Consider the following 26,580-nt stretch of genomic DNA (forward strand, 5'->3'; position numbering starts at 1 on the left):
CAATTCATTTAGACTTACTTACCACTTAGTTAAACGTATAGTGGCCCCATTACAATAACGTCAAACAAGACTCTAAAAACAATGAATATAAAAAAGTCTGTTCCATTTTATCTTGCTGCACTGTTTTGCTTAACGCCATGGGTAAGCTCACCAACCGCCCTCGTCATCGGTTTTCTGCTTGCTAGTTTAGGTTTAGTGCCTGAACACTTGGAAGTCGGAAAACTCACCAAAAAGCTACTGGCCTATTCTATTGTCGGTTTGGGCTTTGGCATTCAGTTTGAAAAAGCATTAGCAGTGACAGGCGATGGGATTGGTTTAATTGTCACAACCATCATTGGTACGCTGGTGATTGGTTGGTTCTTAGCGAAACGAATGGGACTGGATCGCACCACGGGGTACCTTATTTCTTCAGGCACCGCGATTTGTGGTGGTAGCGCTATCGCAGCCGTAGCCCCCGCGATTAAAGCCGACGATGAGCAGATTGGCTTAGCATTAGCCACAGTATTCGTATTGAACTCAATCGCCCTATTCTTGTTCCCGATGATTGGCCACGCACTTGAGTTAAGCCAACAAACATTTGGTACTTGGGCAGCCATTGCGATTCACGATACCTCTTCTGTAGTAGGCGCGGCTTCAGCGTATGGCGAAGAAGCACTGACGACAGCGACAACATTGAAGCTCGCTCGTGCACTCTGGATCATCCCAATCGCTTTGGTGAGCGCGATGATCTTCAAGAACGATCAAAAGAAGATTACAGTTCCCTACTTCATTTTCTTCTATTGTGCCGCTATCGCGGTTAGTGACTTGCTGCCACAATTTGAGATGGTCTACCAAGGTATCTTTGATGTCTCTAAGCGCGCGTTGGTTGTGTGTCTGTTCTTAATTGGTTGTGGCATTTCAGTTGAGAAGTTAAAAGCGGCAGGGCCTAAGCCATTGATGTTTGGTATTACGATGTGGGTCATGATCTCGACGGGCTCTTTGGCGTGGCTAACTCTCGCTTAGTCCGAAAAGAGACGCTTTAAGTGGTGTTTGGTTACCTAGACACTCAGATTAACAAACAACAAAATAAAAAGGCAAAGCTCAAATGGGCTTTGCCTTTATCGTTTGTAGTAAAAATATCGTTTGTGGTAAAGATATTCTTTGTTGCAACAATCACTAATCAAACAGGGGTTTATCACTCTTCTTGCTCTCTCTTTTCATCAAAACAAGTACTAAAACCAACACAAATGCGGTGAGTTCAGCCAACGAACGAGTCAACCCAGACGAAGTGAGCGCTTGGCCTATCTGCAGCAAAACCGCAATGATGAGGGCAATTTTCATAATAAGACCTTATTCGACAATCCATTGTTTATTGGGCTTATTATGATGGCTAGTTATAAAGATAATAAATTCTGTTTTGAACTATCTAATTGCTAAATTAACTAACCGTCTTCCAATCTAGCAAACAACACACACCTTCCTGATACTTTCGACCTTTTAGTTCCTATGCTGCAACACCCAAGATGCTAAACCTGCTCTCGATACTTTGATCCCCTGCTGTTCTTGCTCTGGCATCTGATAATACTCGATAGGAAACTTAAATCGCTCTAGGCTCCCTTGTAACTGTTCTGCAAACCACTCTATGGTAGGTAGTTCATCACAGTCGACGATCGCAATCGGTCTAAAGCCAAATTCACTGTCTTCAACAGGAACCACAAAGGCTTGTTTAACTTCAGGTAATTGGTTGAGTGCTTGTTCAATTTCCTCACAGTGAATATTCTCACCACCAGAAATAAACTGATTATCAGCGCGCCCAATAATCGACACTTGTTCGCCAACCCACTCCCCAAGATCTTTGCTATCGAACCAACCGTCCTCATCCACCAGCGGTGTTAACTCGCCCTGATAGTAATAACCAGAAGCAAGCGTATTGCCGCCAATCAAGATACGTTGTTCTTCAATTTTTAGTTGGCGTTGGTCGAGAACAAAACCTGCAGTATTACTAGAATCGACCAGCTTCGCGGTCACTGTTGAAGCTGCTTCTGTCATTCCATACCCAAGCCAGGTTTCGATACCCATGTGTTGAGCTTCAAGTCCAAGCGCTTCCGGAATATGACTACCACCAAGCAGCACATGAGTTAAAGTAAGTGCTTGCTTACTCTTTAATAACCGCTGCAACTGAGTAGCAACCAACGAGGCATGACTGCAACCTTCGATATCGGTTTCGAGCTTACCTTGGCCTATTTTGATACTGCCACCAGCAGCTAGCCAACGATGAACAATCGCCAATCCCGACACATGGTACATAGGCAAACTCAGTAGCCAAGTATCGTCTTGTTGATAACGAAACACCTTAAGTAACCCGACCGCCGAATGTAAGTGTTGCTGCAACGTGTGCGCCACAGCTTTCGGGTTTCCGGTAGAGCCAGAAGTGAATACGATGCTCGCTAGATTTTGAGGATCAAAGTTAGGATTTTGCAGTGTTGTTGGTTTGTCACCACCATCGACCTTAACTTCGTTCAAGCAAGGTAACGTCACCAATACAGTCTTGAGGTCAACAGCATCAGAATGATCTAACCCACAGCTATCTAATAGCCAAAGGTAACGTCTGTCTAGCTGACCATAGAGGGATTCAAGTTTCTGCGTTAAACGAGCTGCTGGCTGAGGCATGGTAAACGCACAAACCACACCCAAATTGAGTGCGGCAAGGTAAACGGGGATCACTTCAGCTTGATTCTTACCAACAATTGTCAGTACATCACCTTCAGATAGGCCTTGCTGAGATAGCCGTTGTTGGTACTCACTCACTAACGTTGAAACTTGCAGCCAAGTGTAAGCGCGATTAGGAGTGACTAACGCTGTTTGATGTGGGTTTTGCTGCGCCCACTGTACCCAAAGTGGGTGATGAATAGATTGTGGGCGCATCATAAGATAACCAAGTTATAGATTGAAAACGGTCTAAGCTAATCGAACGATCAGCCTAAGAAGACCAAATCAGTTGTTGCTGTTCAAGAGTAGAAACAGGAAGCTGGCAACCCGGCCAAGAGACTTCTAGTTGTTGCTGATACAAGCCAATCGTATCAAGTCCTGGAACTTCGTTAGGCAAGTACTGTTGTGCTAATCGTGCAATCTGAGTTAATCCAAGACTAGACTCTATGCTTGAGCTTAGTACAGGCTTAATACCAAGTTGCTGTGCGCGTTCAATGATAGCAACACAACGCTCTACTGAGCCAATCAAGGTTGGTTTAATCACTACCGCTTTAACACCCGTAAGGTCGCTAAGATCAAATTCTGGGCTTCGCACCGCTTCTTGTAGTGTCTCATCCCATGCAATCGCAACACCATGGTCGATGGCAAAGGCCAAGCTGTCTTCTGGCTTTTGGCAGGGCTCTTCAATAAAGCTAATACGCTGACGCAGTGACGGCGAAATGTATTTAATGAACTGCTTCGCTTTCTCTGGTTTCCACGCGCGGTTAGCGTCAAGTCTTAGGGTCAAATCAGGGATCGACTCAAGGAATAAGCTAACCAGCATACCATCACGAATCGCTTCGTAGAGACCGACTTTTACTTTGGCAACCTTCTCGCCTTTCATCTCATTTAACACAGGGATCAATTCATCTGGATCTCCTGTACACAACGGCGCTGCTTGGTAATTACCTTCAGCATTGAGTTCGCCTCGTAATTCCATCATCGCCAACGAAAAACCGAAGGCAACAGAAGGATATAACTCATCAAAAGGCGTTTGAGGGTTATTGTGACTCCAAAGCTCTAATTCGTGTTGCAGCTGAATGCCAGCTTGTTCAGCATCTTCTTGGCTAAAACCTGCCAAAGGCGCAACTTCGCCAAAGCCAGTTTTACCATCACACTCAAGTTGGATGATATAGCCAACGCGTTCGTTCAACTTATTGTCACGAAGAATCACACCACTATCCATAGGCAATTGATAACGGTAGAGTTTAGCGTGACGCTGAGAATTCACTGAGTTCATAAAGTTTCCTAAAAAACGGGGAACATCAAAACAAAACGAGCCGCTATTAGCGACTCATTTTAAAGAAGAAAAAGACTATGGGTTACGCGGGAACTTGTCGAAGTCCGGTCGACGTTTCTCGTTGAATGCGTTGCGGCCTTCTTGGCCTTCCTCTGTCATGTAGAACATCATGGTTGCATTACCCGCCAACTCTTGAAGACCAGCTTGGCCGTCACAGTCTGCGTTTAATGCCGCTTTCAAGCAACGCAGCGCCATTGGGCTATGTTGAAGAACTTCACGACACCAACGAACCGTTTCTTTTTCTAGGTCAGCAACAGGCACGACTGTGTTTACTAGACCCATGTCCAATGCTTCTTGAGCATCGTAGAAACGACACAGGAACCAAATTTCACGTGCTTTCTTTTGACCAACGATACGAGCCATGTAAGAAGCACCCCAACCGCCATCGAATGAACCCACTTTAGGACCCGTCTGACCGAACTGCGCGTTTTCAGCGGCAATAGTCAGGTCTGCCATCATGTGAAGTACATGACCGCCACCCACTGCCCAGCCAGATACCGCTGCAATAACCGGTTTTGGACAAGTACGAATTTGACGTTGGAAATCAAGTACGTTCAAGTGGTGAGTACCTGAATCATCTTGATAGCCGCCGTAGTCACCACGGATACTTTGGTCACCACCAGAACAGAACGCCTTCTCACCAAGACCCGTCAAAATGATCACGCCTACTTTCTCGTCGTAACGAGCGTCAGCCAGTGCATTGATCATCTCTTTTACAGTTTGTGGACGGAACGCATTGTGCACTTGAGGACGCGCAATCGTGATTTTCGCAATACCATCGTCAGACTTATGGTATTGAATATCTTCAAATTGACTGCTTTCATCGCGCCAGTTAACGGCTGCGTAAAGTTCTTCTTCTGTGATGCCTACTGTTTTAGCCATGGTGATTCCCATTGTTCTATTAGAGACCACGACTAACGAATAGTCGTGACGGTGTTGCTCTGCTTTTGATAGTGCTTGATACGAAAGAATCGCTCAGTCAGATTAACGACGACTGGCGATACATTGAATTATCAGGTTGGAAAACAGCTCTGGTTGCTCGAAATGAACATTATGACCAGCGTGATCGACCTGACTATATTCAAAACCACTATTCTCAGCTAGCTCCATGAATTTACGATCTTTTTCTCCACATACATAATGCAATAAATGCTCATGAGATTTCAATGTGGCACGTAAATCTGGTTGCTTAGCTAACGAAGTAGATAACAACATATTTGCTACGGATACTCCAAGGTTACCACTACGCTTTATGACCAAAGTTTGTCTTTGCTCATGATTTAGTGAAGAAAAGATGCTTTGTTGATACCAATCGTCTAAAACATCTTCAATCGACTGCTGTGCAAAGCGAACTGCCCACTGCGTATCATGTACTAACCTTTGTGCTCTCTCTTCATCGCACTCCAAACCAAAGTTGCCACCTTCAATGATGACTTTCTCTAGGTTAAGCGTCTCGAAGCAAGGGCTTGTTACCCCATACATAGCAAGCCTCCCCCCCATAGAGTAGCCGATAACCACGATAGGATAATCAGCAGGAAGGTTGTTGAGCGCCAGTTGAGATGTGATGCACTGGACAATTTTATTACAGCAATGGTCAAAGCCTACCGGATCAGTAAAGCGGCTTTGTCCGTGTCCGGGCAAATCTATGCAAAGACGAGGAAAGTCCTCGAGGAATGGATGACATGCACTCCAATCATCCCCGCTTCCGAGTAAACCATGTAAAAAAACAAGCAAAGGTTTGTCAGAAGATTTTTGTACCGCTGGGTAATAATTGGAGTAAAGCATGTAAAGTCCTTAGGCTAATGCCTCGGTGAGCATTGAACTGAATTGTTTTAGCAGAGTCGACGCTTGTTCGGGAGGCGTCTTAACTTCCACGAGCAAGGTACCCTGACCCTGTTCGAAATGTTGTTCGACAATGGTTTGGTAGCCGTTCAAGGTTTCTGGCGCAGCGTATCCCAGCTGGAATTGCGCTGCCGCATATTCAAAGCTGAAACCATGAGGCATTTGATAAAGTGACTGTTTTTGTTGCTCAGGAACCGGCAACAAATCAAAGATCGCCCCACCGTCGTTGTTAGTCACAACAATAACCATTGGCGTTAAATTATGAGTCAGCAGAGCCAGCGAGTTGAGGTCATACAACAAAGAGGTATCACCGATTAACATCATCAAAGGATTCTGATTGGCTTTCATCACGCCCGCAGCCGTCGCCACCAAGCCATCAATGCCCGATGCACCACGATTACTGTAAACTTGATTCACAGATATTGATGACAACATATCCACCAGCCTTACCATCAAGCTGTTTCCCACAAACAACTCTCTGTCTTTAAGTCTAGTCGACAAATCAACGGCAACACTTAGTTCCGTCAGTTGGTCATTATTGGATATTTGCGCGAGGGCGAGCTGCTGAACAGTATTTGCGACCTCGATTAAAGGCGTCGCCCAACCAGAATGTTTGCCTAACAAAATTGGCAGGTATTGCTCGGTGATCCATGACTCGATATTGGCAACAATATGAGTTTGCGGTAGATGATCTTGGTTTATACGGTGCGCATCAGGTGAAACCACAACATATTGCGTGCAATCGAACGAAACCGCTTGTGACTTAATCCATTGGTTTAATCGCTTAGAAACAATGCGCTCACCAAACTGAAGAATGAAATCACACTGGTTGAGTTGTTCTTTCGCTACGTCACTCTGCATCCACAGATCATAATGCTTCCAATCACTTGTGACACCTGATTGAGGGTCGCAAAAAATTGGCCAACCTAATGCAGTAGCAAACTGTTGAGCTTTTTTCGCCTGTTCAATATCTAGCGAACCGAGAATAACCACACCCTTGCGCCCAAGGTACTCACCTGGAGCAATAGGTTGTGTGTTCACTTGATTAGGTAAAAACGTTTGGCTGTAACAACCTGTTCCCGATTTCCACCCAGCGACACTGGATGTGTATTGCGCATACATTTCCGCGCTATTCGCAGAATATAGAGGTTCTGGGAACGGACAGTTGATATGAATCGCACCACCAACATTGCGTTGTTTCACCAGCGCGTGATCAACCGATGTCAGCAACCAATTCAGAGATACTTGTGTACTAGGGCTTGGTAAGTTTAAAGCACTTTCAACATGGGAAGAAAAGATGCCTTGCTGTTGAATCGCTTGATTAGCGCCACAGTCGACTAAATCGATAGGTCGATCAGAGGTCAGCAAAATCAGCTTTTCTCGTGTCAGCCCAGATTCAGCCGTCGCAGGAAGAAGGTTTGCAACAGCAGTACCAGAGGTAACAATCACAGCAACTGGCTTACCACTGGCTTTCGCTAAACCTAACGCAAGAAAACCAAGCCCACGCTCATCAAAATGCGTGTGCAGCGTCAGTTTTGGATTGGCTTCAGCTTCAAGTGTTAATGGTGTTGAGCGCGAGCCCGGCGCAACACAAACATGCTCAACACCACTGCGTGTTAACTCTTCAAGTAACGTGTTACACCAAACTCTATTCAATACGGCTTGGTCGTGATTCATGATGCCACACCCAGCGGTGGGTGATCTGAAATTAAGCTCAGTAAGGTCGACATTTTTTTGTTTAATTCTTGCCACTCATGCTCAGCAACCGATCCAGGCACGATCCCCGCGCCCGCAAACAGTTGTACTTGATCGTTTACAACCAATGCACTCCGAATTGCCACACAGAACTCCGCACGTTGATGGCTAATGTAACCGACTGAACCGGCATACCAACCTCGTGCAAACGGTTCATGTTCAAGAATAAAGTCCATCGCCTCTTTACGCGGTAGACCAGCTACAGCGGCGGTTGGCTGCAATGCTGCAAGCAACTGAACACCGTTGATACCATTTTTAAGCTGAGCGTGAATATTGCGCTTCAAATGCTGCACCTTACGCAGACGCACAAGACGGGCATCTTTTTCAACATGCACCGTTTGGGAATGAGGTGTCAGGCGCTCAATGATATCGTCGACTACATATTGGTTTTCATTGAGGTTCTTGCTGTCTTGAGAAAGCCAGTTGGCTAACTCCATATCCTCGGTTGCGTTCTCCCCGCGACCGATCGTTCCAGCAAGGGCTTCGGTATCAAGCTCAGTACCATGTCGGCTATATAAGCGCTCTGGCGTCGAACCAATAAAGCTGTGTTTCGAATCCAGCACCAACATAAAGTGAAAACTGTGATGATTTTGCAGATAACTGGCTTTAAGTAATTGAGCCGCACAGATAGGCGCATCAAGCTGCAACGTGGTTTTACGAGCCAAAACGACTTTCTTGTACTCTTCATCGCTGATGCCCTTCAGGACTTTATCGACCAAGTTGTCCCACTGTTCTCTTTCTGGAACATGTTGAATCTGTTCGATATGCGCAGACAAAGGCGCCAATATCGCCGCTTCAACAGCAAGCTTATTCAAAGCATTAATAGAAGCAACACGATCAGGAGACAAATTAACGGCTAGTGACCATGTATTGTCAAAACGGATCAATTCAACCTGAGGAAGGAAGAAAAACGATTCCATACAACGACGGTTCTTTGCGGTATGTCCATCAAACGAACGTCCGCCCCAAATTCGTTGTTCTTCGCCAAGAATAGCGTACGCCGGAGCGGGATCGGAAAAAGTATGCAGTTGACCGAGTGCAACGACCTCTTCACGAGTATCGCGCGACTGCCAGTAGAACTTAGGAAAGAGCGGTTGAGCATGAAGCCATTCAATAAATGCAAACGATGGTTTTTGCGTTAGAACTTCAACACAACGAACTTCACTTGCTTGGGCATTTTGTACTCGCTCAATCAAAGCGGAGATAGTTTGCTGGAAATGTGACAAATCGACCTCGTTCACATCTAAATTATTATTATATTAGTTTGATACTTTATGGGCAGTCCCCATTTAGATCAAGAATGTACTATATCTTTTGAACATTCCTGTGATTTTAAGCGATCCCATCCCTTTATTCATCTTAACGTGTAACCACAAAAGCGATTGATTAAAATTTAGAAATGAGTGACAACAAAAAGACCAAACGTGACACTGAAATTCGACATTCATCAGATTTTTATTCTATCAAACGTCATTTTGCGGTACTTTAATAAAGTATTTAAATTAATTTCAGGAAATCGGCAATGCAAAATATCGGGATGTCGTCAAAACTCAACAGCGTATGCTACGAAATCAGGGGGCCTGTACTCAAACATGCTAAGCGCATGGAAGAAGAAGGGCATAAAATACTGAAGCTTAATATTGGTAACCCCGCCCCATTTGGTTTTGACGCCCCTGATGAAATCCTTGTTGACGTAATCCGTAACCTGCCGACATCTCAGGGTTACTGCGACTCAAAAGGCATCTATTCAGCCCGCAAAGCGGTTGTTCAGCACTACCAGAAAAAAGGCCTACGTAACCTTGATGTAGAAGACGTTTACATTGGTAACGGTGCATCAGAGCTTATCGTTATGTCTATGCAGGCGCTACTGGATAATGGTGATGAAATATTAGTTCCCGCTCCGGACTACCCACTATGGACAGCGTCTGTTGCACTTTCTGGTGGCACACCGGTTCACTACATGTGTGATGAGGATGCCGATTGGTATCCAGATTTAGACGACATGCGAGCGAAGATTTCACCAAAGACGCGCGGCATCGTTCTTATCAACCCAAACAACCCAACGGGTGCGGTATACAGCCGTGATTTCCTATTACAAGTTGTTGAGATTGCTCGTGAACACGGTTTGATCATCTTCGCTGATGAAATCTACGACAAAGTACTTTACGACGGTGCGGTACACACTTCAGTTGCAACGCTTGCCGAAGATGTATTAATGGTCACATTCAATGGCCTGTCTAAAGCTTACCGTGTATGCGGCTTCCGTGGTGGTTGGATGTTCTTAACAGGTCCGAAACACATAGCGAAAGGCTACGTTGAAGGGCTAGAAATGCTGGCCTCGATGCGTTTATGTGCGAACGTACCGATGCAGCATGCCATCCAAACGGCACTGGGTGGTTATCAGAGTATCAATGAATTGATTCTTCCTGGTGGTCGACTACTCGAACAACGTGATCGTGCATGGGAACTGATCAACAAGATCCCTGGCGTTTCTTGTGTGAAACCAAAAGGCGCGATGTACCTGTTCCCTAAGATCGACACCAACATGTACAACATCAAAGACGATCAGAAGTTTGTGCTCGATTTCCTTAAACAAGAGAAGGTGCTATTAGTTCAAGGTACTGGCTTCAACTGGCCGAAGCCGGATCACTTCCGCATCGTGACTCTACCGCACATCGAAGATCTAGAAATCGCGATTGGTCGTCTAGAGCGCTTCTTACAGACCTACAGCCAAGACGACATCGTCGAAGGTTAATTAGCACAAAGAAAGATGACTACAATTTGCTGTTTTAAAAGACTTTAACTTGTAATCAATCACTTCTATGCTTAAAGGGCTCCTGCTTGGGAGCCTTTTTTGTATCCGCTGTCTCGTACTGTTTGAGTTAACACAAGATACGAGTGGAGTATTTTTTAGAAAGGACTCTTATGAAACAAAGCCATTTCTTCGCCCATCTCGCACGCATGAAGCTTATCCAACGCTGGCCTTTGATGCGCTCAGTCTCAAGTGAGAACATTTCAGAACATAGCCTACAGGTCGCTTTCGTCGCCCACGCCTTGGCGCTTATCAAAAACAAGAAGTTTGATGGCAAACTCAACCCAGAACACATTGCTCTGCTTGGCATGTACCACGATACCAGTGAAGTGCTAACAGGAGATTTGCCGACGCCAGTTAAATACTACAATCCAGACATTGCCCAAGAGTATAAGAAGATAGAAGCGGCTGCAGAACAAAGACTGCTTTCAATGCTGCCAGAAGAGTTCCAAGACGACTTCGCACCCTTTCTAATTTCAGGAACAGCAAATAAAGAAGAGCAGAACATCGTTAAGCAAGCCGACACCATCTGTGCTTACCTAAAATGCTTGGAAGAACTCAGCGCGGGCAATCATGAATACGAACAAGCTAAGCGCAGGTTGGAAGAGACTCTCGAACAGCGTAAAAGCCCTGAAATGGACTACTTTCTCACCACATTTGCGCCAAGCTTTGAATTATCACTAGACGAGATAAGCTAGCTGGGTATAAGTTGTTTTTAATTAGCTAAATAAATCAGATTGATAGGTGCTATTTTGACTTCTCTACTCGAACCACCATTTGAACTCGAACAAGAATGGCAACATCGAAATGACGATGAACATAAAATCAGGCGTGATGACCACCGTAGTCCGTATCAGCGTGACCGTGCGCGGGTGCTTCACTCTGCGGCTTTTCGCCGCCTACAAGCAAAAACCCAAGTGCACGGCACTACGGTCAATGATTTCCATCGTACTCGTCTAACTCACTCTCTTGAGGCCGCGCAACTTGGCACTGGTATCGTCGCTCAGCTGAAGAAAAAACAGCCTGAGTTTCGAGACCTATTGCCCTCAGACAGCTTAATTGATTCATTGTGTTTGGCTCACGACATCGGCCACCCGCCTTATGGCCATGGTGGTGAAGTCGCACTCAACTACATGATGCGCGACCACGGTGGCTTTGAGGGTAATGCTCAAACGTTTCGCATTGTCACTCAGTTAGAACCTTACACTGAACATCACGGGATGAATCTATCTCGACGCACTTTGTTGGGGCTGATTAAATACCCTTCACTACTGAGCGAAGTTCAAGCCAAGACTCAATCTCAACCTGTTAAACACCAACGACAGCTTCGAGCGCGAGATTGGATGCCAGCAAAAGGCATTTATGACCACGATGAAGAGTTATTCAACTGGGTACTTGAGCCACTTTCGAGTAACGACCAACAGCTTCTAAAACAGAAAAGAAAGTCGCACACCGAGCCACTTGAGCACAACAAAACCAAATATAAGTCACTTGATTGTTCGATCATGGAGCTTGCCGATGACATCGCATATGGCGTGCACGATTTGGAAGATGCGATTGTGCTAGGTTCAGTGACTAAAGCTCAATGGGTCGATTCTGCATACCCTCAGCTCAGAGAAATGGCTGACCCTTGGATTTGTGAGCACTTAGATTCAATTACAGAGATGTTGTTCTCTGGTGAGCAGTATCGTCGAAAAGATGCGATTGGTGGGATAGTCAACGCTCTGTTGACCAGTATCTCGATTAAGCGGGTAGATGCTAACTTTGAGAATGTGCTGTTGGCTTACAATGCCGTACTTGAACCGAGTATGGACGCCACACTCGATAAGCTGAAGCACTTTGTCAGCGAGTTCGTGATTCAAGTCCCTCAAGTTCAGGTCATCGAATACAAGGGCCAACAGATCATCATGGATATGTTTGAAGCATTCAGCGCCGATCCTGAACGCTTGTTGCCTCTGCCCATCAAGAAGCAATGGCAACAGCATCAAGATGAATCAAGAAAAATGCGCGTGATAGCAGATTATATTTCATCAATGACTGATGATCTTGCGCAGAAAATGCATCAGCAACTGTTCTCAGCTCATACCGAGTTTTAATTGCTGACTCACTTGACTAAAACGGCTTAATCTAAGTAATTTTTTTCAAATACACCTGGCGGCATTTGATTGATTTGAAACTGAATCATTTGGTCAAATGCCGTTAGCAAAGGGCTAAAGTCGCCATCACTCTCTAACAAGCTAAGCAAATGATAACCAGCTTCAACGGTAGAAAGACTGTTTTCACTAGGTGCTTTGCGAATTCGGTAATTACCCTTTAGGTCTTTCGGCAAGTGAACCGTGTTCAACGCATGCAAGTTACTCGATACTTGCCACATCTTGAATGCTTTCTTCCACGTCCCATCCAATAAAATCACACGCAACTTCTTACTTGGACATGTTGCCGACTCAACGGAAACAGAGTTTTCACTTGGGTATAAAATCACATGTTGATACTGTTCATCGGCCAGCAATGCGTTCAATTGATCGTTGTCTGAAAAATCTTCACCGACAAGCGTCACGCTGTTATTTAGAGATAACGAGAGGATACGCGCAGTTCCCATCGGGCGATGCTCTTCTGATGGATGCTGAAGAATGATAAGCTCAACATTCGATTCGAGTGGTGTAACCCACTGACAAATACAAGCTTTCAAAGCCTTGCTGCATTGGGGGCAATAACGAGACATGGATTTAATGTGTACCCTGTTTTAATTTTCACTTCACTTTTATGCGTCTTATTCCAATTTGAGCCAATACAAGCTTGGGTCGTTTGGGATAGCAATGCGATTGCCGAAGGGCAATGGTGGCGGATCCTAACAGGAAACTTTTCACATACCAACACCTCGCACCTTCTGATGAATCTAGCAGGCTTGTGGATCATCAGCTATCTGTTTCAACCGAGCAAAAAACAGCTTGCGGTTGCTTTGCTTGTGATTAGCTTAGTGAATGGAATCGCTCTGCTGCTTTCGACTATTCAGATCTATGTCGGCCTATCTGGCACTTTGCATGGGTTGTTTGGCTTATTTGCGCTCAGAGAAGCTTTAAGCGGTAGGAAATCTAGTTGGCTGTTAGTTTTCGGATTAGTCGCTAAGATTGCTTGGGAGCAGCTTGTTGGCCCTTCTAGCACGACAGGCGAACTGATTAATGCGCGTGTCGCCATTGAAGCCCACCTAGCAGGTGCACTGGCCGGGGGCTTCATGGCTGTGGTTTCATTTCTAATGAATAAAAAAACGGATCAAAGCTGAATTCTTTCGCGGTTCTTTTTAACCGTGGCTTCACCTATCCCTTTGACACTCACCAAATCATCAGCAGTCATAAACACACCGTTTTTATCTCTGTAATCGACGATCTCTTGGGCTTTCTTATCCCCCACACCAACCAATAGTGCTGACAGCTCTTCTGCTGTCGCGGTATTGATGTTGACCGTAATCTCAATGCCATCGTAAAGCTCAGCTTTAGTTGGGCTATCAGAAAGCGCTGGGGAGCTCAGGGTCATCAGAAATGAAAGAAGTAGTGTTGAATATATCGTGCGCATAAACTGTTCCTTTGTTCAAAAAACGTAACTTATGCATTTGCCGCGCTAGATAACACAATCACCAGATAAAAATAAAGCGGGTCACCTAAGTGACCCGCTTCGTTATACATCTTATTTTCATCAGCTTGTTTGTTGGCTCACAAATCTGAATTGGAGCCTAACATCATATGTTGATTCTCAGTAGTCAATCATCAAGTTGATCTTGCTACTGAGATAATCAAACGCTTACTGACCTTGACCCACTACGTAGTATTCAACGTCTGCGTTTTTGCGCAGTACGTTTAGTACATTAGTAAGATCTTGTTGGTTACCAACACGCTCTAACTGCGCACCAAGTTGTGTACTGTAAGCTGGGTTGATTTCAGCCGTTACTTTAGAAAGCTCAACAACAACGATGTTACCGTCTTGGTCTTTAGACTGACCGAACACAGCTTGGCCTGCTTCTGGTTTCGCTAGAGCGAATACAGACGCCGCTAGTGGCGAGTTACGGTCAATCGTTTCAAGTTCAGTGAACTCAAGGCTGTTATCTGCCAGTACAGCTTCGTTGCCTTGCTTAAGCTCGTTCACTAGAGAAACACCTAGCTCTACCGCTTGTTGCTCTGCTTTTACAGCAGATAGTGCAGCGACAACTTGATCTTTCACTTCAGCTAGAGGAAGAACTGTTTCGTCGCGAGTCTCTTCTACACGTACAACAATCACGTGCTCAGGAGCCAATTCGATAACTTCAGAGTTCAAACCGTCTTCTTTCACTTCAGGGCTCAAGATAGCTTGCATAACGGCAGGCGTCATCAGAACTTCTGGAGCGTCAATTTGCGAGATGAAATCTGTTGTCGTGATCTTTGCGTTGATAGCTTCTGCAGAGTCATCTAGAGAATCTGGAAATTCAAACGCTACTTTTTCTAGCTCAGTTTGCTGTTCGTAGAACTGATCTACAGCGTGCTGGTCTAGTAATTCTTGCTTAATATCAGTAGCAACTTCTGTGTAAGCCTGAGCTTGAGACGCTTTTACTTCATCTAGCTTGATGATGTGGTAGCCGAAATCAGATTTAACTAGGCCAGTAGTATCGCCAATATTCTCAAGAGCGAAAGCCGCGTCTTCGAATGCTGGGTCCATAACGTCACGTTCAATCCAACCTAAGTCACCGCCAACGTCTGCACTACCGAAGTCGTCAGACTTCTCTTCTGCTAGCGTAGCAAAATCAGCGCCTGCATTTAGCTCGTCTAGGATTGACTGTGCTTTCGCTTCGTCATCACCTTGAACTAGGATGTGGCTAACTTTACGTTGCTCTTCAGTAGAGTACTTGTCTAGGTGCTCTTGGTAGTATTTCTGAGCTTCCTCATCGCTAACTTCAAGCTGCGATTTAAGCGCTTCAGCAGAAAGCTCGATGTAAGACACTTTAGCCTGCTCTGGACGAGTGTAAGCCGCAGGGTTCTCTTGGTAGTACTGTTCGATTTGCTCGTCAGTTAACTCGATGTTTTTCGCTAGGTCAGCAACAGACAGTGTCACTGTGCGAATATCACGAGTTTGAGCAATAAGCTTGCTCTGAATATCGATTTCGCCTTGAAGAACAAATTCACTGCCTTGAAGTGCAGTAACCAGTTGATTACGCATTAGGTCACGACGCATGTATTCAGCGAAGCTTTCTGCGCTGAAACCTGCACGACGCAGTGCTGATTGGTAAACTTCTTGGTCGAATTGACCAGCCGTTTGGAACTGAGGCATTTCTAGAATCATGGTACGGATTTGAGAATCACTGATTCGTAGGCCTAAAGATTCAGCTTGCTGCTCAAGTAGAACATCGTTGATCATGCGATCAAGTACTGACTTACGGAAAGACTCTACGTATGCAGGGTCTGCAAGCATTTGAGCGAAGTAATCGCCAAGTTGAGATTGCATGCGATTACGTTCGTTTTGGTAAGCTTGTTCGAACTCACCACGAGCAATTTCTGTGTTGCCAACTTTAGCTGCTGCGTTGTTACCGCCACCGGTGATGTAGCTGCCTACACCTGCGAATACGAATGACAGGATAATCAACCCAAGGATAATTTTTACCGCGATGCTATTCACGCCTTCGCGTAATCGATCCATCATAATTTAAGTGCTCTCCGGATATGAAGCATTGGCTTCAAAATAAAAATCTATTCACGCGATATTATCAGAAAAAGAAATGCGCATCAGTAGGATGCGCATAATTTAAATAAGTTCAATGTGCTTTGCACATATACTGTTTAAAAAAATGAAACATCATTGTTCAAACAGTAAACGCATATTACTGCCTTCCCCTCACAAAACTCGAGGTTTCAGCAACAAAAATTAGTTACATGCGTCTTTAAGTGCTTTACCCGCTTTGAAGCCAGGTACTTTAGCTTCTGCGATTTGGATCTCTTCACCAGTTTTTGGGTTACGACCTGTACGAGCAGCACGAGTACGAACACTGAAAGTACCAAAGCCAACAAGTGCAACTTGGTCGCCTGATTGTAGCGTTGTGCCAACTGCTTCGATGAAAGCGTCTAGAGCGCGACCAGCTGAAGCTTTAGAGATGTCTGCGTTTTCTGCGATTGATTCTACTAGTTGTGTTTTATTCACTGTTTTTCCCCTATGTGTCATCTGTGACTACTTCTCGATGACTGTACGTTCCATTTTGGTTTTAATTTAGCCGCAAGCCTTATTACAAAAGGGCTGCCGCTTTAGTCGAATAACTTAGCGTCCAAAAAAAACGCTGACAAGCCTTTTCGGGCCTATCAGCGTAATTCTTTACTTATTTTTGCTATGCATCACTATTTTTTCACGTCGAACTCGACCCCTGACGGATCTCGTTCTAGTGCGACTTTCAGTACTTCATCAATCCATTGAACCGGAATCACCTTCAAGTCAGCGATTACGTTGTCTGGAATCTCTTCCAAATCACGTTCATTGTCTTTAGGAATCAAGACTGTTTTGATGCCACCGCGGTGCGCTGCAAGCAGCTTTTCTTTCAAGCCACCGATAGGTAAAACTTCACCACGAAGGGTAATTTCACCTGTCATACCCACCTCTGCTTTCACAGGGTTACCCGTTAAGCTAGAGACCAATGCAGTACACATTGCGATACCCGCACTCGGGCCATCTTTTGGCGTTGCACCTTCCGGTACGTGAACATGAATGTCACGTTTCTCGTAGAAATCGGTGTTAATACCCAAATTTTCAGCACGAGAGCGAACCACGGTCATTGCCGCTTGAATCGACTCTTTCATCACATCGCCCAGTGAACCGGTTTGCGTTAGCTTACCTTTACCTGGCATGGATTCAGTTTCGATAGTCAGTAGATCGCCACCGACTTGAGTCCACGCTAAGCCAGTTACTTGGCCGATACGGTTGCTTTCATCCGCTTTACCGAAGTCATGACGTTGCACGCCTAAGTACTCTTTCAGGTTATCAATGTTAACCGTTACAGAGTTAAGGTCGCTGTCTAACAAGATATTCTTCACTGCTTTACGACAGATCTTAGAGATTTCACGCTCTAGGCTACGCACACCCGCTTCACGCGTGTAGTAACGAATGATGCCGATGATTGCAGAGTCTTCAATCTCAATCTCATGAGGCTTAAGACCGTTGCGTTGAACTTGCTTGTCCAATAGGTGGCTCTTAGCAATGTTCAGCTTTTCATCTTCTGTGTAACCCGACAGGCGAATCACTTCCATACGGTCCAATAGTGGGCCAGGAATATCCATAGAGTTAGATGTTGCCACAAACATCACATCAGACAGATCGTAATCGACTTCTAGGTAGTGATCGTTGAATGCGTTGTTTTGCTCAGGGTCTAGAACTTCTAGAAGAGCTGAAGATGGGTCGCCACGCATATCAGAAGACATCTTGTCGATTTCATCTAATAGGAACAGTGGGTTCTTAACGCCAACTTTAGACATCTTCTGGATTAACTTACCCGGAAGTGAACCGATGTACGTACGACGGTGACCACGAATCTCAGCTTCATCACGAACGCCGCCTAGCGCCATACGTGTGTACTTACGACCCGTTGCTGCTGCAATCGAACGGCCTAGTGAAGTTTTACCAACACCAGGAGGACCAACAAGACAAAGGATTGGACCTTTCAGCTTGTTGATACGGTTTTGTACTGCCAAGTATTCAAGAATACGTTCTTTAACACGCTCTAAGCCGTAGTGATCTTCGTTTAAGATCTCTTCCGCTTTGGCTAAATTCTTTTTAACTTTTGAACGCTTAGCCCAAGGAACACCAACCATCCAATCAATGTAGCTACGTACTACTGTTGCTTCAGCAGACATTGGCGACATCATTTTCAGTTTTTGCAGTTCTTGCTCAGTTTTCTCACGAGCTTCTTGAGGCATCTTTGAATCTTCGATCTTCTTCTTCAGAGTCTCGAATTCATCAGGTGCGTCGTCCATCTCGCCAAGTTCTTTCTGAATCGCTTTCATTTGCTCATTCAGGTAGTACTCACGCTGAGACTTTTCCATCTGTTTCTTAACGCGGCCACGGATGCGTTTTTCAACTTGTAGGATGTCAATTTCTGACTCCATTTGGCCCATCAAGAATTCCAGACGTTCCGTCACATCAGAAATTTCTAGAACGTGCTGCTTATCTGCCAGTTTAAGTGGCATGTGCGCAGCAATAGTATCAGCAAGGCGTGCAGCCTCATCAATACCGTTCAGCGATGTTAGAACCTCTGGTGGAATTTTTTTGTTCAGCTTAATAAAGCCTTCGAATTGATTGATCGCACTGCGAACAACCACTTCTTGTTCTTTTTCGTCAAGTTCTGAGGTTACAACGTATTCGGCATCCGCTAAGAAAAACTCACTCTCTTTGAACTGGTGAATTTTTGCACGCTGCTGACCTTCGACAAGTACTTTTACGGTACCATCTGGCAGCTTTAGCAACTGAAGAATAGTAGCGACTGTACCTACGTTAAATAGGTCGTCGATTGAAGGCTCATCAGTGTCCGCTTCTTTCTGCGCTACAAGTAGTACTTGTTTGTTAGCTTCCATTGCCGATTCAAGGCAAGTAATCGATTTTTCACGACCAACAAACAATGGAATAACCATGTGTGGGTAAACCACTACATCACGTAGAGGTAGCACGGGGATTTCGATACGCTCGGAACGTTCCAAGTTCATATATTTCTCTCTTCCGCTTTAACTTATAAAGCAGTATATGGGGCTTAAACGACTGGATTCAATGGAAGAATAAAAAAAAGGAGGTAATTGCTTACCTCCTTTTTCAATTTGAGTGTGTTGTCTTAAAAAGACCTACTCTGCAACAGCTGCTTGATTCTCTGAGTTGCTGTAAATCAATAGTGGTTCTGACTCACCATTAATTACCGACTCATCAATCACAACCTTGCTTACATCAGTTGAAGATGGCAGTTCGTACATAGTTTCTAGTAGAACACCTTCCAAGATAGAGCGTAGACCACGAGCACCCGTTTTACGGTTCATTGCTTTCTTCGCAATTGCGCGTAGGGCGTCTTCACGGAATTCTAACTCTGTATCCTCAAGTTCAAATAATGCAGCGTACTGTTTTGTCAGTGCATTCTTTGGCTCACAAAGGATTTGGATTAGCGCTTCTTCATCAAGCTCTGTCAGTGTTGTTGTAACAGGTAGACGACCAATGAATTCTGGAATCAAACCATACTTCACTAGATCTTCAGGTTCTACTTGAGTGAACAGTTCACCGATAGTTTTGGTTTCGTCTTTTGAACGCACTTCTGCGCCAAAGCCGATACCTGAACCTGTTTCTACACGTTGCTCAATCACTTTATCTAGGCCGGCAAACGCACCACCACAGATAAATAGGATCTTAGACGTGTCCACTTGCAAGAACTCTTGCTGTGGATGCTTACGACCACCTTGAGGTGGAACTGAAGCCACTGTACCTTCAACAAGTTTTAATAGAGCTTGCTGTACACCTTCACCAGACACGTCACGCGTGATCGATGGGTTTTCAGCTTTACGAGAAATCTTATCGATTTCATCGATGTAAACAATGCCGCGTTCCGCTTTCGCTACGTCGTAATCACATTTCTGAAGCAACTTCTGGATGATGTTTTCAACATCTTCGCCCACATAACCCGCTTCGGTTAGTGTTGTTGCATCTGCCATTGTGAAAGGAACGTCTAGGAAACGAGCCAGTGTTTCAGCCAGTAGGGTTTTACCACTACCAGTAGGACCGATAAGAAGAATGTTACTCTTACCTAGCTCTACGCCTTCAGCCGTCGTATCACCATTACGTAAACGCTTGTAGTGGTTATATACTGCAACTGCTAGCACTTTTTTCGCGTATTCTTGACCGATTACATAGTCGTCAAGATGTTCACGAATCTCACGCGGCGTTGGCAGCGATTCCGATTCTTTCTTTGGAAGAACATCTTTAATTTCTTCACGAATAATGTCGTTACAAAGATCGACACATTCATCACAAATGTAAACAGAAGGACCTGCGATTAACTTGCGAACTTCGTGCTGGCTTTTGCCACAGAAAGAGCAGTAAAGCAATTTACCGCTACCACCCTCTTTGCTTTTATCTGTCATTCGCTAACCTCTTAGCCTTTACTCTCTATGTTTGAGTGTATATCAATTTGAATCACTTTGCGTTAAACAATTGCCGTGCAATTATTGACCGCGGTGATTAAGAACTGAATCCACCAAACCGTATTCTACAGCCTGATCAGCAGACATGAAATTGTCACGATCTGTATCACGCTCAACAACCTCTAGAGGCTGACCTGTGTGCTCTGCCAATAGTTTGTTTAGCTTTTGCTTGATCGTTAGGATCTCTTGCGCGTGAATTTGAATATCAGACGCTTGGCCTTGGAAGCCGCCAAGTGGCTGGTGAATCATTACACGTGAGTTTGGAAGCACGTGACGCTTACCAGGAGTACCACCCGCTAGTAAGAATGCACCCATAGAGCAAGCTTGACCCATACATACTGTGCTCACGTTTGGCTTGATGAACTGCATTGTGTCATAGATAGACATGCCCGCTGTTACGCTACCGCCAGGTGAGTTGATGTAAAGATAGATATCTTTGTCTGGGTTTTCTGATTCCAAGAAAAGCAGTTGAGCCACGACAAGATTTGCCATGTGGTCTTCCACTTGACCTGTTAAGAAAATGATACGTTCTTTTAATAGACGAGAATAAATATCGTAAGAACGTTCACCACGGGAAGTCTGTTCAACCACCATAGGAACTAGTGCGTCCATAATCGATGGCATTGTATTTTTTTCTTGGTAGCTCATATTCTTATGTCCCTAAAATAAATGGCCCGAATGATTAAATCATACGGACCATTGTTAGCAGAATTGTTGACCGTACGTCAACCTTCTACGTCAGATATTACTATATTAAGCAGGTTGCTGATTCATTAGCTCGTTGAAGCTAACTTCTTTATCAGAAACTTGAGCTTTAGCGATGATTGCATCAATAGCTTGCTCTTCTAGAGCAACATTGCGCATGTTGTTCATCATTTGCTCGTTTTGCTCGTAGTAAGCAATAACTTCTGTTGGATCTTCGTATGCTGTAGCCATCTCTTCGATGATAGCTTTAACTTTCTCGTCATCAGCTTTTAGCTCTTCAGTCTTGATTACTTCACCAAGAAGAAGACCTACAACTACGCGACGTTTAGCTTGCTCTTCGAACAGCTCACGTGGAAGTTGGTCAGCAGCTTCAGTGTTGCCACCGAAACGTTGAGCAGCTTGTTGACGTAGAACACCGATCTCTTGATCGATTAGAGCAGAAGGTACGTCGATGTTATTTTCGTTAACTAGACCGTCGATAGCTTGCTCTTTGATGCGGTTCTTAACAGCTTGCTTAAGCTCACGCTCCATGTTCTTACGAACTTCAGCTTTAAGGCCTTCAACGCCTTCAGCTGCGCCGAACTTAGAAACGAATTCTTCGTTTAATTCTGGAAGTTCACGAGCTTCAACTTTGTTCAGCTTGATAGAGAACTTAGCAGCTTTACCTTTTAGGTTTTCAGCGTGGTAATCTTCTGGGAAGTTTACTTCGATTTCGAATTCCATACCTGCAGTTTTGCCAACGATACCGTCTTCAAAACCAGGGATCATGCGACCAGCACCCATCTCTAGTGGGAAGTTCTCAGCTTTACCGCCTTCGAACTCTTCACCGTCGATAGAACCAACGAAGTCGATAGTTGCACGAGAACCAGCGTCAGCAGCAGCTTCAACTTCAGTCCAAGTTGCTTGTTGCTTACGTAGAGTTTCGATCATCTCTTCAACGTCAGCTTCTTTAACTTCTACTGCTGGTTTCTCAACAGTGATGTTTTCTAGACCTTTCAGCTCAACTTCTGGGTAAACTTCAAAAGTTGCGTTGAATACTAGGTCAGCGCCTTCGTTGTTTTCAACTGGTGCGAAAGTAGGTGCGCCAGCTGGGTTGATTTTCTCTTTAACGATCGCTTCGATGAAGTGACGTTGCATTACTTCGCCCATCACGTCTTGACGTACTGCTTTGCCGTACATTTTAGCAACCATCTTCATTGGCACTTTGCCTTTACGGAAGCCATCGAAACGACGGTTTTTCGCGATGTTGCGTAGTTCAGCTGTAACTGCATCTTCGATGTTAGCAGCAGGAACAGTAATATTAAGACGGCGCTCTAGGCCTTCTAGCGTTTCAACAGTAACTTGCATTATATAAACCTCAAAACTGGCTCAGTAATCTGAGCATATGAGCCGTAACTTAGCTTTAATTCAAAAGCCGACGTTGTTGGCTGCATCCTTGTGTAGTGCTCTATCCGAACACCTAATTTAAAATCGAGCATTGATGTCTGAATTGATTATTCAACCAAACACCAGACTAATCAGCGATATCTTCGTTCTTCACGCGTCGATTAAAACGCAATAAAGCTTGTTTTCGAAAACAAGAAAGGTATCTCCGATTAGCCTCAGGACAGAAATTTTAGACGCGACATTCTAGCGATCTGTTTAATCTCTGTCGAGCCGTTCACCTCTGCATGATGATGAATGCTCTAAATTCGTCCAACTAAATGATACAAAAACGATCAAATCATCACTTAGCACAACAGAAATGGGGACAATAGCGACTTTTTCAAGGGAATCGAGGGCTTTTTTTGCTAAAAACTTTAAAAAGAGATCTTGCTCTTGTTTTACCCCTCAGAGTCGATAACTTTTTCAACAATCCCCGTTACAAACCCTTAACCTACATCCATCTGGCGACTGTCTACTTTCAGCAAACACTACCGCTATTTGCTACCATAAACGAGAGAAGACAGGCTTGATTATTTACCAAAGAAATGAGCGGAGAGCCTTCATGTTTCAAGCTTTGAGAATCCCAATCCTATTAATGGCCACATACAGTTTACTAATGGTGTTCGGCGGTCATTGGGTGTGGAACACAAGCCATGAAAGTTTGTTAAATGATCATCAATCTAAGCTAGACCGATTTTCGGTTCATATTTCAAGCCAACTCGACAAGTTCGCGCACATTCCCGAGCTGCTTTCAAAAGACAAAGAGTTGGTCGATGCTCTTCACTCTCCAAGTAACTCTGCGCAAATCGAACTCACCAATCGCTATCTAGAACACGTAAATTCGGTGATTCAAGCATCCGACACCTATCTGTTGGACAGCATTGGCACCACCATAGCAGCCAGTAACTGGGATCTACCGCGTTCTTTTATTCGTCGAAATTTCGCTTTCCGTCCCTATTTTCAAGAAGCGATTCTTGGCAATGAAAATCAATATTTTGCGCTAGGTTCAACCTCTGGGAAACGAGGCTATTATTATTCTTACCCCGTCTCCTATGCCGCCGAGATTATTGGCGTCATTGTCGTAAAGATGGATTTATCGCTAATTGAAGCAAGTTGGAAAGGAAAGCAGAGTTTTTTTGTTGCTGACGATAAAGACCAGATCGTATTTATGTCGAGTAATCCTGAGTGGCTGTTCAAAAGCCTTCAACCACTAAGCGAACAACAACACACTCGAATTCAAGAAAGCAGGCAATATCTCGATACCAAAATAGAAAGCCTGCATTTCTCCGGCGATTTCGAGAGTGCGACTAGCAATATTGAGTCACCACACAAACTCGTCCAAGAGCAGTTCTATAGCTCCTCACGCTTCCTAGCCGAGCCAAAACTCACCATACGAGTATTTTCTCCAACCCATTTAGTTTGGTGGGACTTGGTGGCTTATCTCGTGGTTTTGAGCCTTATTTTCGCCATTATTTACCTGACGATGCAGCTTAATCACCATCGGCAACAAAGGCGTGCACAAATTGACAGGCTGCAATCAGAAGCCAAGCAAAAGCTAGAATTTCAAGTGCTTGAACGTACTTCAGAGTTACATGTCGAGATTAAGCACCGAATCGAAACCGAACATGTACTGAGGCAGACACAAGACGAACTCATCCAAGCCGCCAAACTGGCAGTGTTGGGGCAAATGTCAGCAAGCATCAGCCATGAACTGAATAACCCGCTTGCTGCGATTCGCAGCTATGCCGACAATGGCCGACTGTTTCTTGCCAAAGAAAAGACCGAGCGTGTCGATGACAACCTATCACGAATCTCGGCACTCACTGATCGTATGGCGAAAATCAGCCACCAGCTTCGTTCCTTTGCAAAGAAATCAACTGCGGAAGAGCTGCACACGTTACAGATACTGCCGGTATTGCACTCGTCAAAAGAACTGATGAAACCACAACTCAAGAGTGAACGAGTTAAGGTCAACGAACTCCCTGAAATCTTTGATGCTTGCGTGCTCGCCAACTCCATTCAACTGGAGCAAGTGATCATTAACCTGCTAACCAACGCGATTCAGGCGATGGAGCAACAAGACGACAAACAATTAGCTATTCTTTTAGAGGTTAGGGAATCCGACCACCAACAAACCAGCACCTTGCTGATTCATGTCGATGATAATGGCCCCGGTTTCAGTTCCCCTTCGAGCGGAGTTTTTTTTGAACCCTTCCATACCACTAAGAAAAATGGGCTCGGACTCGGGTTGTCAATTTCTCAGCAAATAATCAGCGGAATAAACGGCAAACTCGTTACCGGTAGCAGCCCTCAAGGTGGTGCTCGATTTAGTATCGAATTACCCATAGTTCCAACAAAAGAATCAGATTAGTCGCTAAGCAAACCAGTACGCCTTCACCAATAATAAAAATAAAAGATTAAAGGAATAATTATGTGTCACGTCTATTTCATTGATGATGAACCCGACCTAAGAATGGCGATTGAACAGAGCTTTGAGCTCGCCGACATTGATGCCGAATTCTTTCCCGATGCGGAGTCTGCTCTGCTCGCAATTCAAGAGAACGGCTTACCCCACGTAATCATCACTGATATCTGTTTGCCGGGTATTTCAGGGCATGACCTGCTCAACACCATGATGCACAAAGACAAAGAAATCCCCGTGATTATGATCACTGGCCACGGCGATATCTCCATGGCCGTACAAGCAATCCAAGACGGCGCGTATGACTTCATTGAAAAGCCGTTCGCCAATGAACGTCTAATCGAAACTACTAAGCGAGCGATAGAAAAACGCCAACTTACCCTTGAGAATCTTGAATTAAAGCGCTCTCTCAAGGCCAGTAAAGCGCTTGGACCAAGAATCATTGGTGACACGCAATCAATGACCGAGCTGCGTTCTATCATCACCCACGTTGCCGACACTAACGCCGATATTTTGTTGTTTGGTGAGACAGGCACGGGCAAAGAATTAGTCGCACGATCCCTACACGAGCAAAGCAGTCGACGAGAACAGAACTTTGTTGCCGTCAATTGCGGGGCGGTTCCAGAAAATCTGATTGAAAGTGAGTTGTATGGCCATGAAAAAGGCGCATTCACAGGTGCAGAGAGTAAACGCATTGGCAAGTTCGAGTTTGCTCAAGGCGGAACCCTATTCTTAGATGAGATCGAATCCATGCCGATGCAGGCACAAATTCGCCTGTTGCGCGTCTTGCAAGAGCGCGTCATTGAAAGGGTTGGCTCAAACGGTTTAGTGCCTCTCGATATTCGAGTAATCGCCGCAACCAAGGTCGACCTAAAGAAGGCGGCTGAAGAAGGCATTTTCCGCCAAGACCTCTACTACCGACTCAATGTCGTGACCTTGGATTTACCACCGTTAAGAAGCCGCCAAGAAGATATCCCTGCACTTTTTCATCACTTTTTACTGGTCGCAGCAGCACGTTATGGCAAGACAGCACCAGCACTCCCCCAAAAGGAACTGCACGCACTTTTAGCCCATGATTGGCCGGGAAATGTACGAGAATTACGTAATACTGCAGAGCGGTTTGTACTTTTAGGTAAGCTTTCTCACTTATCAGACAACACCAATCAAATCAGTCAAGAACTGTCTTTGGCAGAACTGGTGTCTGACTTTGAGAAAAACACGTTAAAGCAAGCGCTTATTGAGTGTAATGGCAGCATTAAAGAGACCATGGAGAGGCTGCAATTACCGAGGAAAACCCTCTACGATAAGATGCAAAAACACCAGCTAACGAAAGAGTCTTATAAGGTAGAACCAAACTAAATTAGATTTGCGATCAAGATCACCTATACTTATCTCTCAACAGGATGTTATGCAACCAAGA

General features: G+C 44.8%; 22 protein-coding genes and 1 pseudogene. 7 read left to right on the forward strand and 16 right to left on the reverse strand.

Going from position 1 to position 26,580, the window contains the following annotated elements:
- The first annotated feature begins 81 nt into the window (after positions 1-81).
- Positions 82-1,002, forward strand: a complete 921-nt coding sequence (locus tag OCV44_RS10105) for a YeiH family protein (RefSeq protein ID WP_139685520.1) — start codon at positions 82-84, stop codon at positions 1,000-1,002.
- A 153-nt stretch (positions 1,003-1,155) separates the two neighbouring features.
- Here OCV44_RS10105 and OCV44_RS10110 read toward each other — a convergent pair whose 3' ends face one another.
- The 7 genes from OCV44_RS10110 to OCV44_RS10140 form a co-directional block, all read right to left on the reverse strand.
- On the reverse strand, positions 1,156-1,320 hold the full coding sequence (locus OCV44_RS10110; RefSeq protein ID WP_170213739.1) for a hypothetical protein: 165 nt from the start codon (positions 1,318-1,320) through the stop codon (positions 1,156-1,158).
- Positions 1,321-1,476: 156 nt separating this feature from the next.
- Positions 1,477-2,907: an o-succinylbenzoate--CoA ligase gene (menE, locus tag OCV44_RS10115; protein WP_139685519.1), complete on the reverse strand. Its 1,431-nt coding sequence runs from the start codon at positions 2,905-2,907 to the stop codon at positions 1,477-1,479.
- Between the two features lie 52 nt (positions 2,908-2,959).
- Positions 2,960-3,967 (reverse strand): o-succinylbenzoate synthase, encoded by a 1,008-nt coding sequence (gene menC / locus OCV44_RS10120; protein ID WP_139685518.1) that lies wholly within the window; start codon positions 3,965-3,967, stop codon positions 2,960-2,962.
- A 75-nt stretch (positions 3,968-4,042) separates the two neighbouring features.
- Entirely contained in the window at positions 4,043-4,909 is an 867-nt protein-coding gene (gene menB, locus OCV44_RS10125) for a 1,4-dihydroxy-2-naphthoyl-CoA synthase (protein WP_010439547.1), read from the reverse strand.
- A gap of 102 nt (positions 4,910-5,011) precedes the next feature.
- The gene (gene menH, locus OCV44_RS10130) at positions 5,012-5,812 is read right to left on the reverse strand and encodes a 2-succinyl-6-hydroxy-2,4-cyclohexadiene-1-carboxylate synthase (RefSeq protein ID WP_139685517.1); all 801 of its coding nucleotides are present in this window, start codon (positions 5,810-5,812) and stop codon (positions 5,012-5,014) included.
- A gap of 9 nt (positions 5,813-5,821) precedes the next feature.
- Positions 5,822-7,546: a 2-succinyl-5-enolpyruvyl-6-hydroxy-3-cyclohexene-1-carboxylic-acid synthase gene (gene menD / locus OCV44_RS10135; RefSeq protein WP_139685516.1), complete on the reverse strand. Its 1,725-nt coding sequence runs from the start codon at positions 7,544-7,546 to the stop codon at positions 5,822-5,824.
- Positions 7,543-8,850 carry an isochorismate synthase gene (locus tag OCV44_RS10140; protein ID WP_139685515.1) on the reverse strand — a complete coding sequence of 436 codons (1,308 nt, stop codon included), beginning with the start codon at positions 8,848-8,850 and terminating at the stop codon, positions 7,543-7,545. Before OCV44_RS10140 ends, menD begins: the two co-directional genes overlap by 4 nt.
- 296 nt (positions 8,851-9,146) lie before the next feature.
- On the opposite strand from OCV44_RS10140, the gene OCV44_RS10145 reads away from it, so the two are divergent.
- The 3 genes from OCV44_RS10145 to OCV44_RS10155 all read left to right on the forward strand — a co-directional run bounded on the left by OCV44_RS10145 (position 9,147) and on the right by OCV44_RS10155 (position 12,532).
- Positions 9,147-10,379, forward strand: a complete 1,233-nt coding sequence (locus tag OCV44_RS10145) for a pyridoxal phosphate-dependent aminotransferase (RefSeq protein ID WP_086049800.1) — start codon at positions 9,147-9,149, stop codon at positions 10,377-10,379.
- Positions 10,380-10,549: 170 nt separating this feature from the next.
- A complete protein-coding gene (yfbR, locus tag OCV44_RS10150) occupies positions 10,550-11,134 on the forward strand; it encodes a 5'-deoxynucleotidase (protein WP_139685514.1) in 585 nt (194 codons plus the stop codon).
- A gap of 54 nt (positions 11,135-11,188) precedes the next feature.
- Positions 11,189-12,532, forward strand: a complete 1,344-nt coding sequence (locus OCV44_RS10155) for an anti-phage deoxyguanosine triphosphatase (RefSeq protein WP_139685513.1) — start codon at positions 11,189-11,191, stop codon at positions 12,530-12,532.
- A gap of 26 nt (positions 12,533-12,558) precedes the next feature.
- Here OCV44_RS10155 and OCV44_RS10160 read toward each other — a convergent pair whose 3' ends face one another.
- Positions 12,559-13,158, reverse strand: a complete 600-nt coding sequence (locus tag OCV44_RS10160) for a tRNA-uridine aminocarboxypropyltransferase (protein WP_139685512.1) — start codon at positions 13,156-13,158, stop codon at positions 12,559-12,561.
- Positions 13,159-13,167: 9 nt separating this feature from the next.
- On the opposite strand from OCV44_RS10160, the gene rrtA reads away from it, so the two are divergent.
- A complete protein-coding gene (gene rrtA / locus OCV44_RS10165) occupies positions 13,168-13,716 on the forward strand; it encodes a rhombosortase (RefSeq protein ID WP_139685511.1) in 549 nt (182 codons plus the stop codon).
- On the opposite strand, the gene OCV44_RS10170 is transcribed toward rrtA, so the two are convergent.
- From OCV44_RS10170 to OCV44_RS22255, 8 genes and pseudogenes are all read right to left on the reverse strand, one after another.
- The gene (locus OCV44_RS10170) at positions 13,707-14,006 is read right to left on the reverse strand and encodes a ComEA family DNA-binding protein (protein ID WP_086049805.1); all 300 of its coding nucleotides are present in this window, start codon (positions 14,004-14,006) and stop codon (positions 13,707-13,709) included. The two genes, rrtA and OCV44_RS10170, sit on opposite strands and share 10 nt — an antisense overlap.
- A 225-nt stretch (positions 14,007-14,231) precedes the next feature.
- Positions 14,232-16,097, reverse strand: coding sequence for a peptidylprolyl isomerase (ppiD, locus tag OCV44_RS10175; RefSeq protein ID WP_139685510.1), 1,866 nt, complete (start codon positions 16,095-16,097; stop codon positions 14,232-14,234).
- A gap of 222 nt (positions 16,098-16,319) precedes the next feature.
- The gene (locus tag OCV44_RS10180; protein ID WP_004736083.1) at positions 16,320-16,592 is read right to left on the reverse strand and encodes an HU family DNA-binding protein; all 273 of its coding nucleotides are present in this window, start codon (positions 16,590-16,592) and stop codon (positions 16,320-16,322) included.
- A gap of 191 nt (positions 16,593-16,783) precedes the next feature.
- Positions 16,784-19,135 carry an endopeptidase La gene (gene lon, locus OCV44_RS10185; protein ID WP_139685509.1) on the reverse strand — a complete coding sequence of 784 codons (2,352 nt, stop codon included), beginning with the start codon at positions 19,133-19,135 and terminating at the stop codon, positions 16,784-16,786.
- Positions 19,136-19,267: 132 nt separating this feature from the next.
- Entirely contained in the window at positions 19,268-20,548 is a 1,281-nt protein-coding gene (gene clpX, locus OCV44_RS10190; RefSeq protein ID WP_139685508.1) for an ATP-dependent protease ATP-binding subunit ClpX, read from the reverse strand.
- Between the two features lie 81 nt (positions 20,549-20,629).
- Entirely contained in the window at positions 20,630-21,256 is a 627-nt protein-coding gene (gene clpP / locus OCV44_RS10195; protein WP_004736080.1) for an ATP-dependent Clp endopeptidase proteolytic subunit ClpP, read from the reverse strand.
- A 105-nt stretch (positions 21,257-21,361) separates the two neighbouring features.
- Positions 21,362-22,660, reverse strand: coding sequence for a trigger factor (gene tig / locus OCV44_RS10200; protein ID WP_004736079.1), 1,299 nt, complete (start codon positions 22,658-22,660; stop codon positions 21,362-21,364).
- Positions 22,661-22,954: 294 nt separating this feature from the next.
- Positions 22,955-23,137: pseudogene (locus tag OCV44_RS22255) on the reverse strand (hypothetical protein); the annotation flags it as partial.
- Positions 23,138-23,300: 163 nt separating this feature from the next.
- On the opposite strand from OCV44_RS22255, the gene OCV44_RS10205 reads away from it, so the two are divergent.
- Positions 23,301-25,109, forward strand: a complete 1,809-nt coding sequence (locus tag OCV44_RS10205) for a sensor histidine kinase (RefSeq protein ID WP_139685507.1) — start codon at positions 23,301-23,303, stop codon at positions 25,107-25,109.
- Between the two features lie 60 nt (positions 25,110-25,169).
- Positions 25,170-26,519 carry a sigma-54-dependent transcriptional regulator gene (locus OCV44_RS10210; protein ID WP_139685506.1) on the forward strand — a complete coding sequence of 450 codons (1,350 nt, stop codon included), beginning with the start codon at positions 25,170-25,172 and terminating at the stop codon, positions 26,517-26,519.
- The last annotated feature ends 61 nt before the right edge of the window (positions 26,520-26,580 follow it).

It is taken from the genome of Vibrio tasmaniensis (genome assembly GCF_024347635.1).
Lineage (GTDB): Bacteria > Pseudomonadota > Gammaproteobacteria > Enterobacterales > Vibrionaceae > Vibrio > Vibrio tasmaniensis.

Bases quoted from the DNA above. Each gene is read 5' to 3' on its own strand.
- OCV44_RS10105 (WP_139685520.1), top strand. From the start codon at position 82: ATGAATATAAAAAAGTCTGTTCCATTTTATCTTGCTGCACTGTTTTGC.
- OCV44_RS10110 (WP_170213739.1), bottom strand. From the start codon at position 1,320: ATGAAAATTGCCCTCATCATTGCGGTTTTGCTGCAGATAGGCCAAGCG.
- menE (WP_139685519.1), bottom strand. From the start codon at position 2,907: ATGATGCGCCCACAATCTATTCATCACCCACTTTGGGTACAGTGGGCG.
- menC (WP_139685518.1), bottom strand. From the start codon at position 3,967: ATGAACTCAGTGAATTCTCAGCGTCACGCTAAACTCTACCGTTATCAA.
- menB (WP_010439547.1), bottom strand. From the start codon at position 4,909: ATGGCTAAAACAGTAGGCATCACAGAAGAAGAACTTTACGCAGCCGTT.
- menH (WP_139685517.1), bottom strand. From the start codon at position 5,812: ATGCTTTACTCCAATTATTACCCAGCGGTACAAAAATCTTCTGACAAA.
- menD (WP_139685516.1), bottom strand. From the start codon at position 7,546: ATGAATCACGACCAAGCCGTATTGAATAGAGTTTGGTGTAACACGTTA.
- OCV44_RS10145 (WP_086049800.1), top strand. From the start codon at position 9,147: ATGCAAAATATCGGGATGTCGTCAAAACTCAACAGCGTATGCTACGAA.
- yfbR (WP_139685514.1), top strand. From the start codon at position 10,550: ATGAAACAAAGCCATTTCTTCGCCCATCTCGCACGCATGAAGCTTATC.
- OCV44_RS10160 (WP_139685512.1), bottom strand. From the start codon at position 13,158: ATGTCTCGTTATTGCCCCCAATGCAGCAAGGCTTTGAAAGCTTGTATT.
- OCV44_RS10170 (WP_086049805.1), bottom strand. From the start codon at position 14,006: ATGCGCACGATATATTCAACACTACTTCTTTCATTTCTGATGACCCTG.
- ppiD (WP_139685510.1), bottom strand. From the start codon at position 16,097: ATGATGGATCGATTACGCGAAGGCGTGAATAGCATCGCGGTAAAAATT.
- lon (WP_139685509.1), bottom strand. From the start codon at position 19,135: ATGAACTTGGAACGTTCCGAGCGTATCGAAATCCCCGTGCTACCTCTA.
- clpX (WP_139685508.1), bottom strand. From the start codon at position 20,548: ATGACAGATAAAAGCAAAGAGGGTGGTAGCGGTAAATTGCTTTACTGC.
- clpP (WP_004736080.1), bottom strand. From the start codon at position 21,256: ATGAGCTACCAAGAAAAAAATACAATGCCATCGATTATGGACGCACTA.
- tig (WP_004736079.1), bottom strand. From the start codon at position 22,660: ATGCAAGTTACTGTTGAAACGCTAGAAGGCCTAGAGCGCCGTCTTAAT.
- OCV44_RS10205 (WP_139685507.1), top strand. From the start codon at position 23,301: ATGTTTCAAGCTTTGAGAATCCCAATCCTATTAATGGCCACATACAGT.
- OCV44_RS10210 (WP_139685506.1), top strand. From the start codon at position 25,170: ATGTGTCACGTCTATTTCATTGATGATGAACCCGACCTAAGAATGGCG.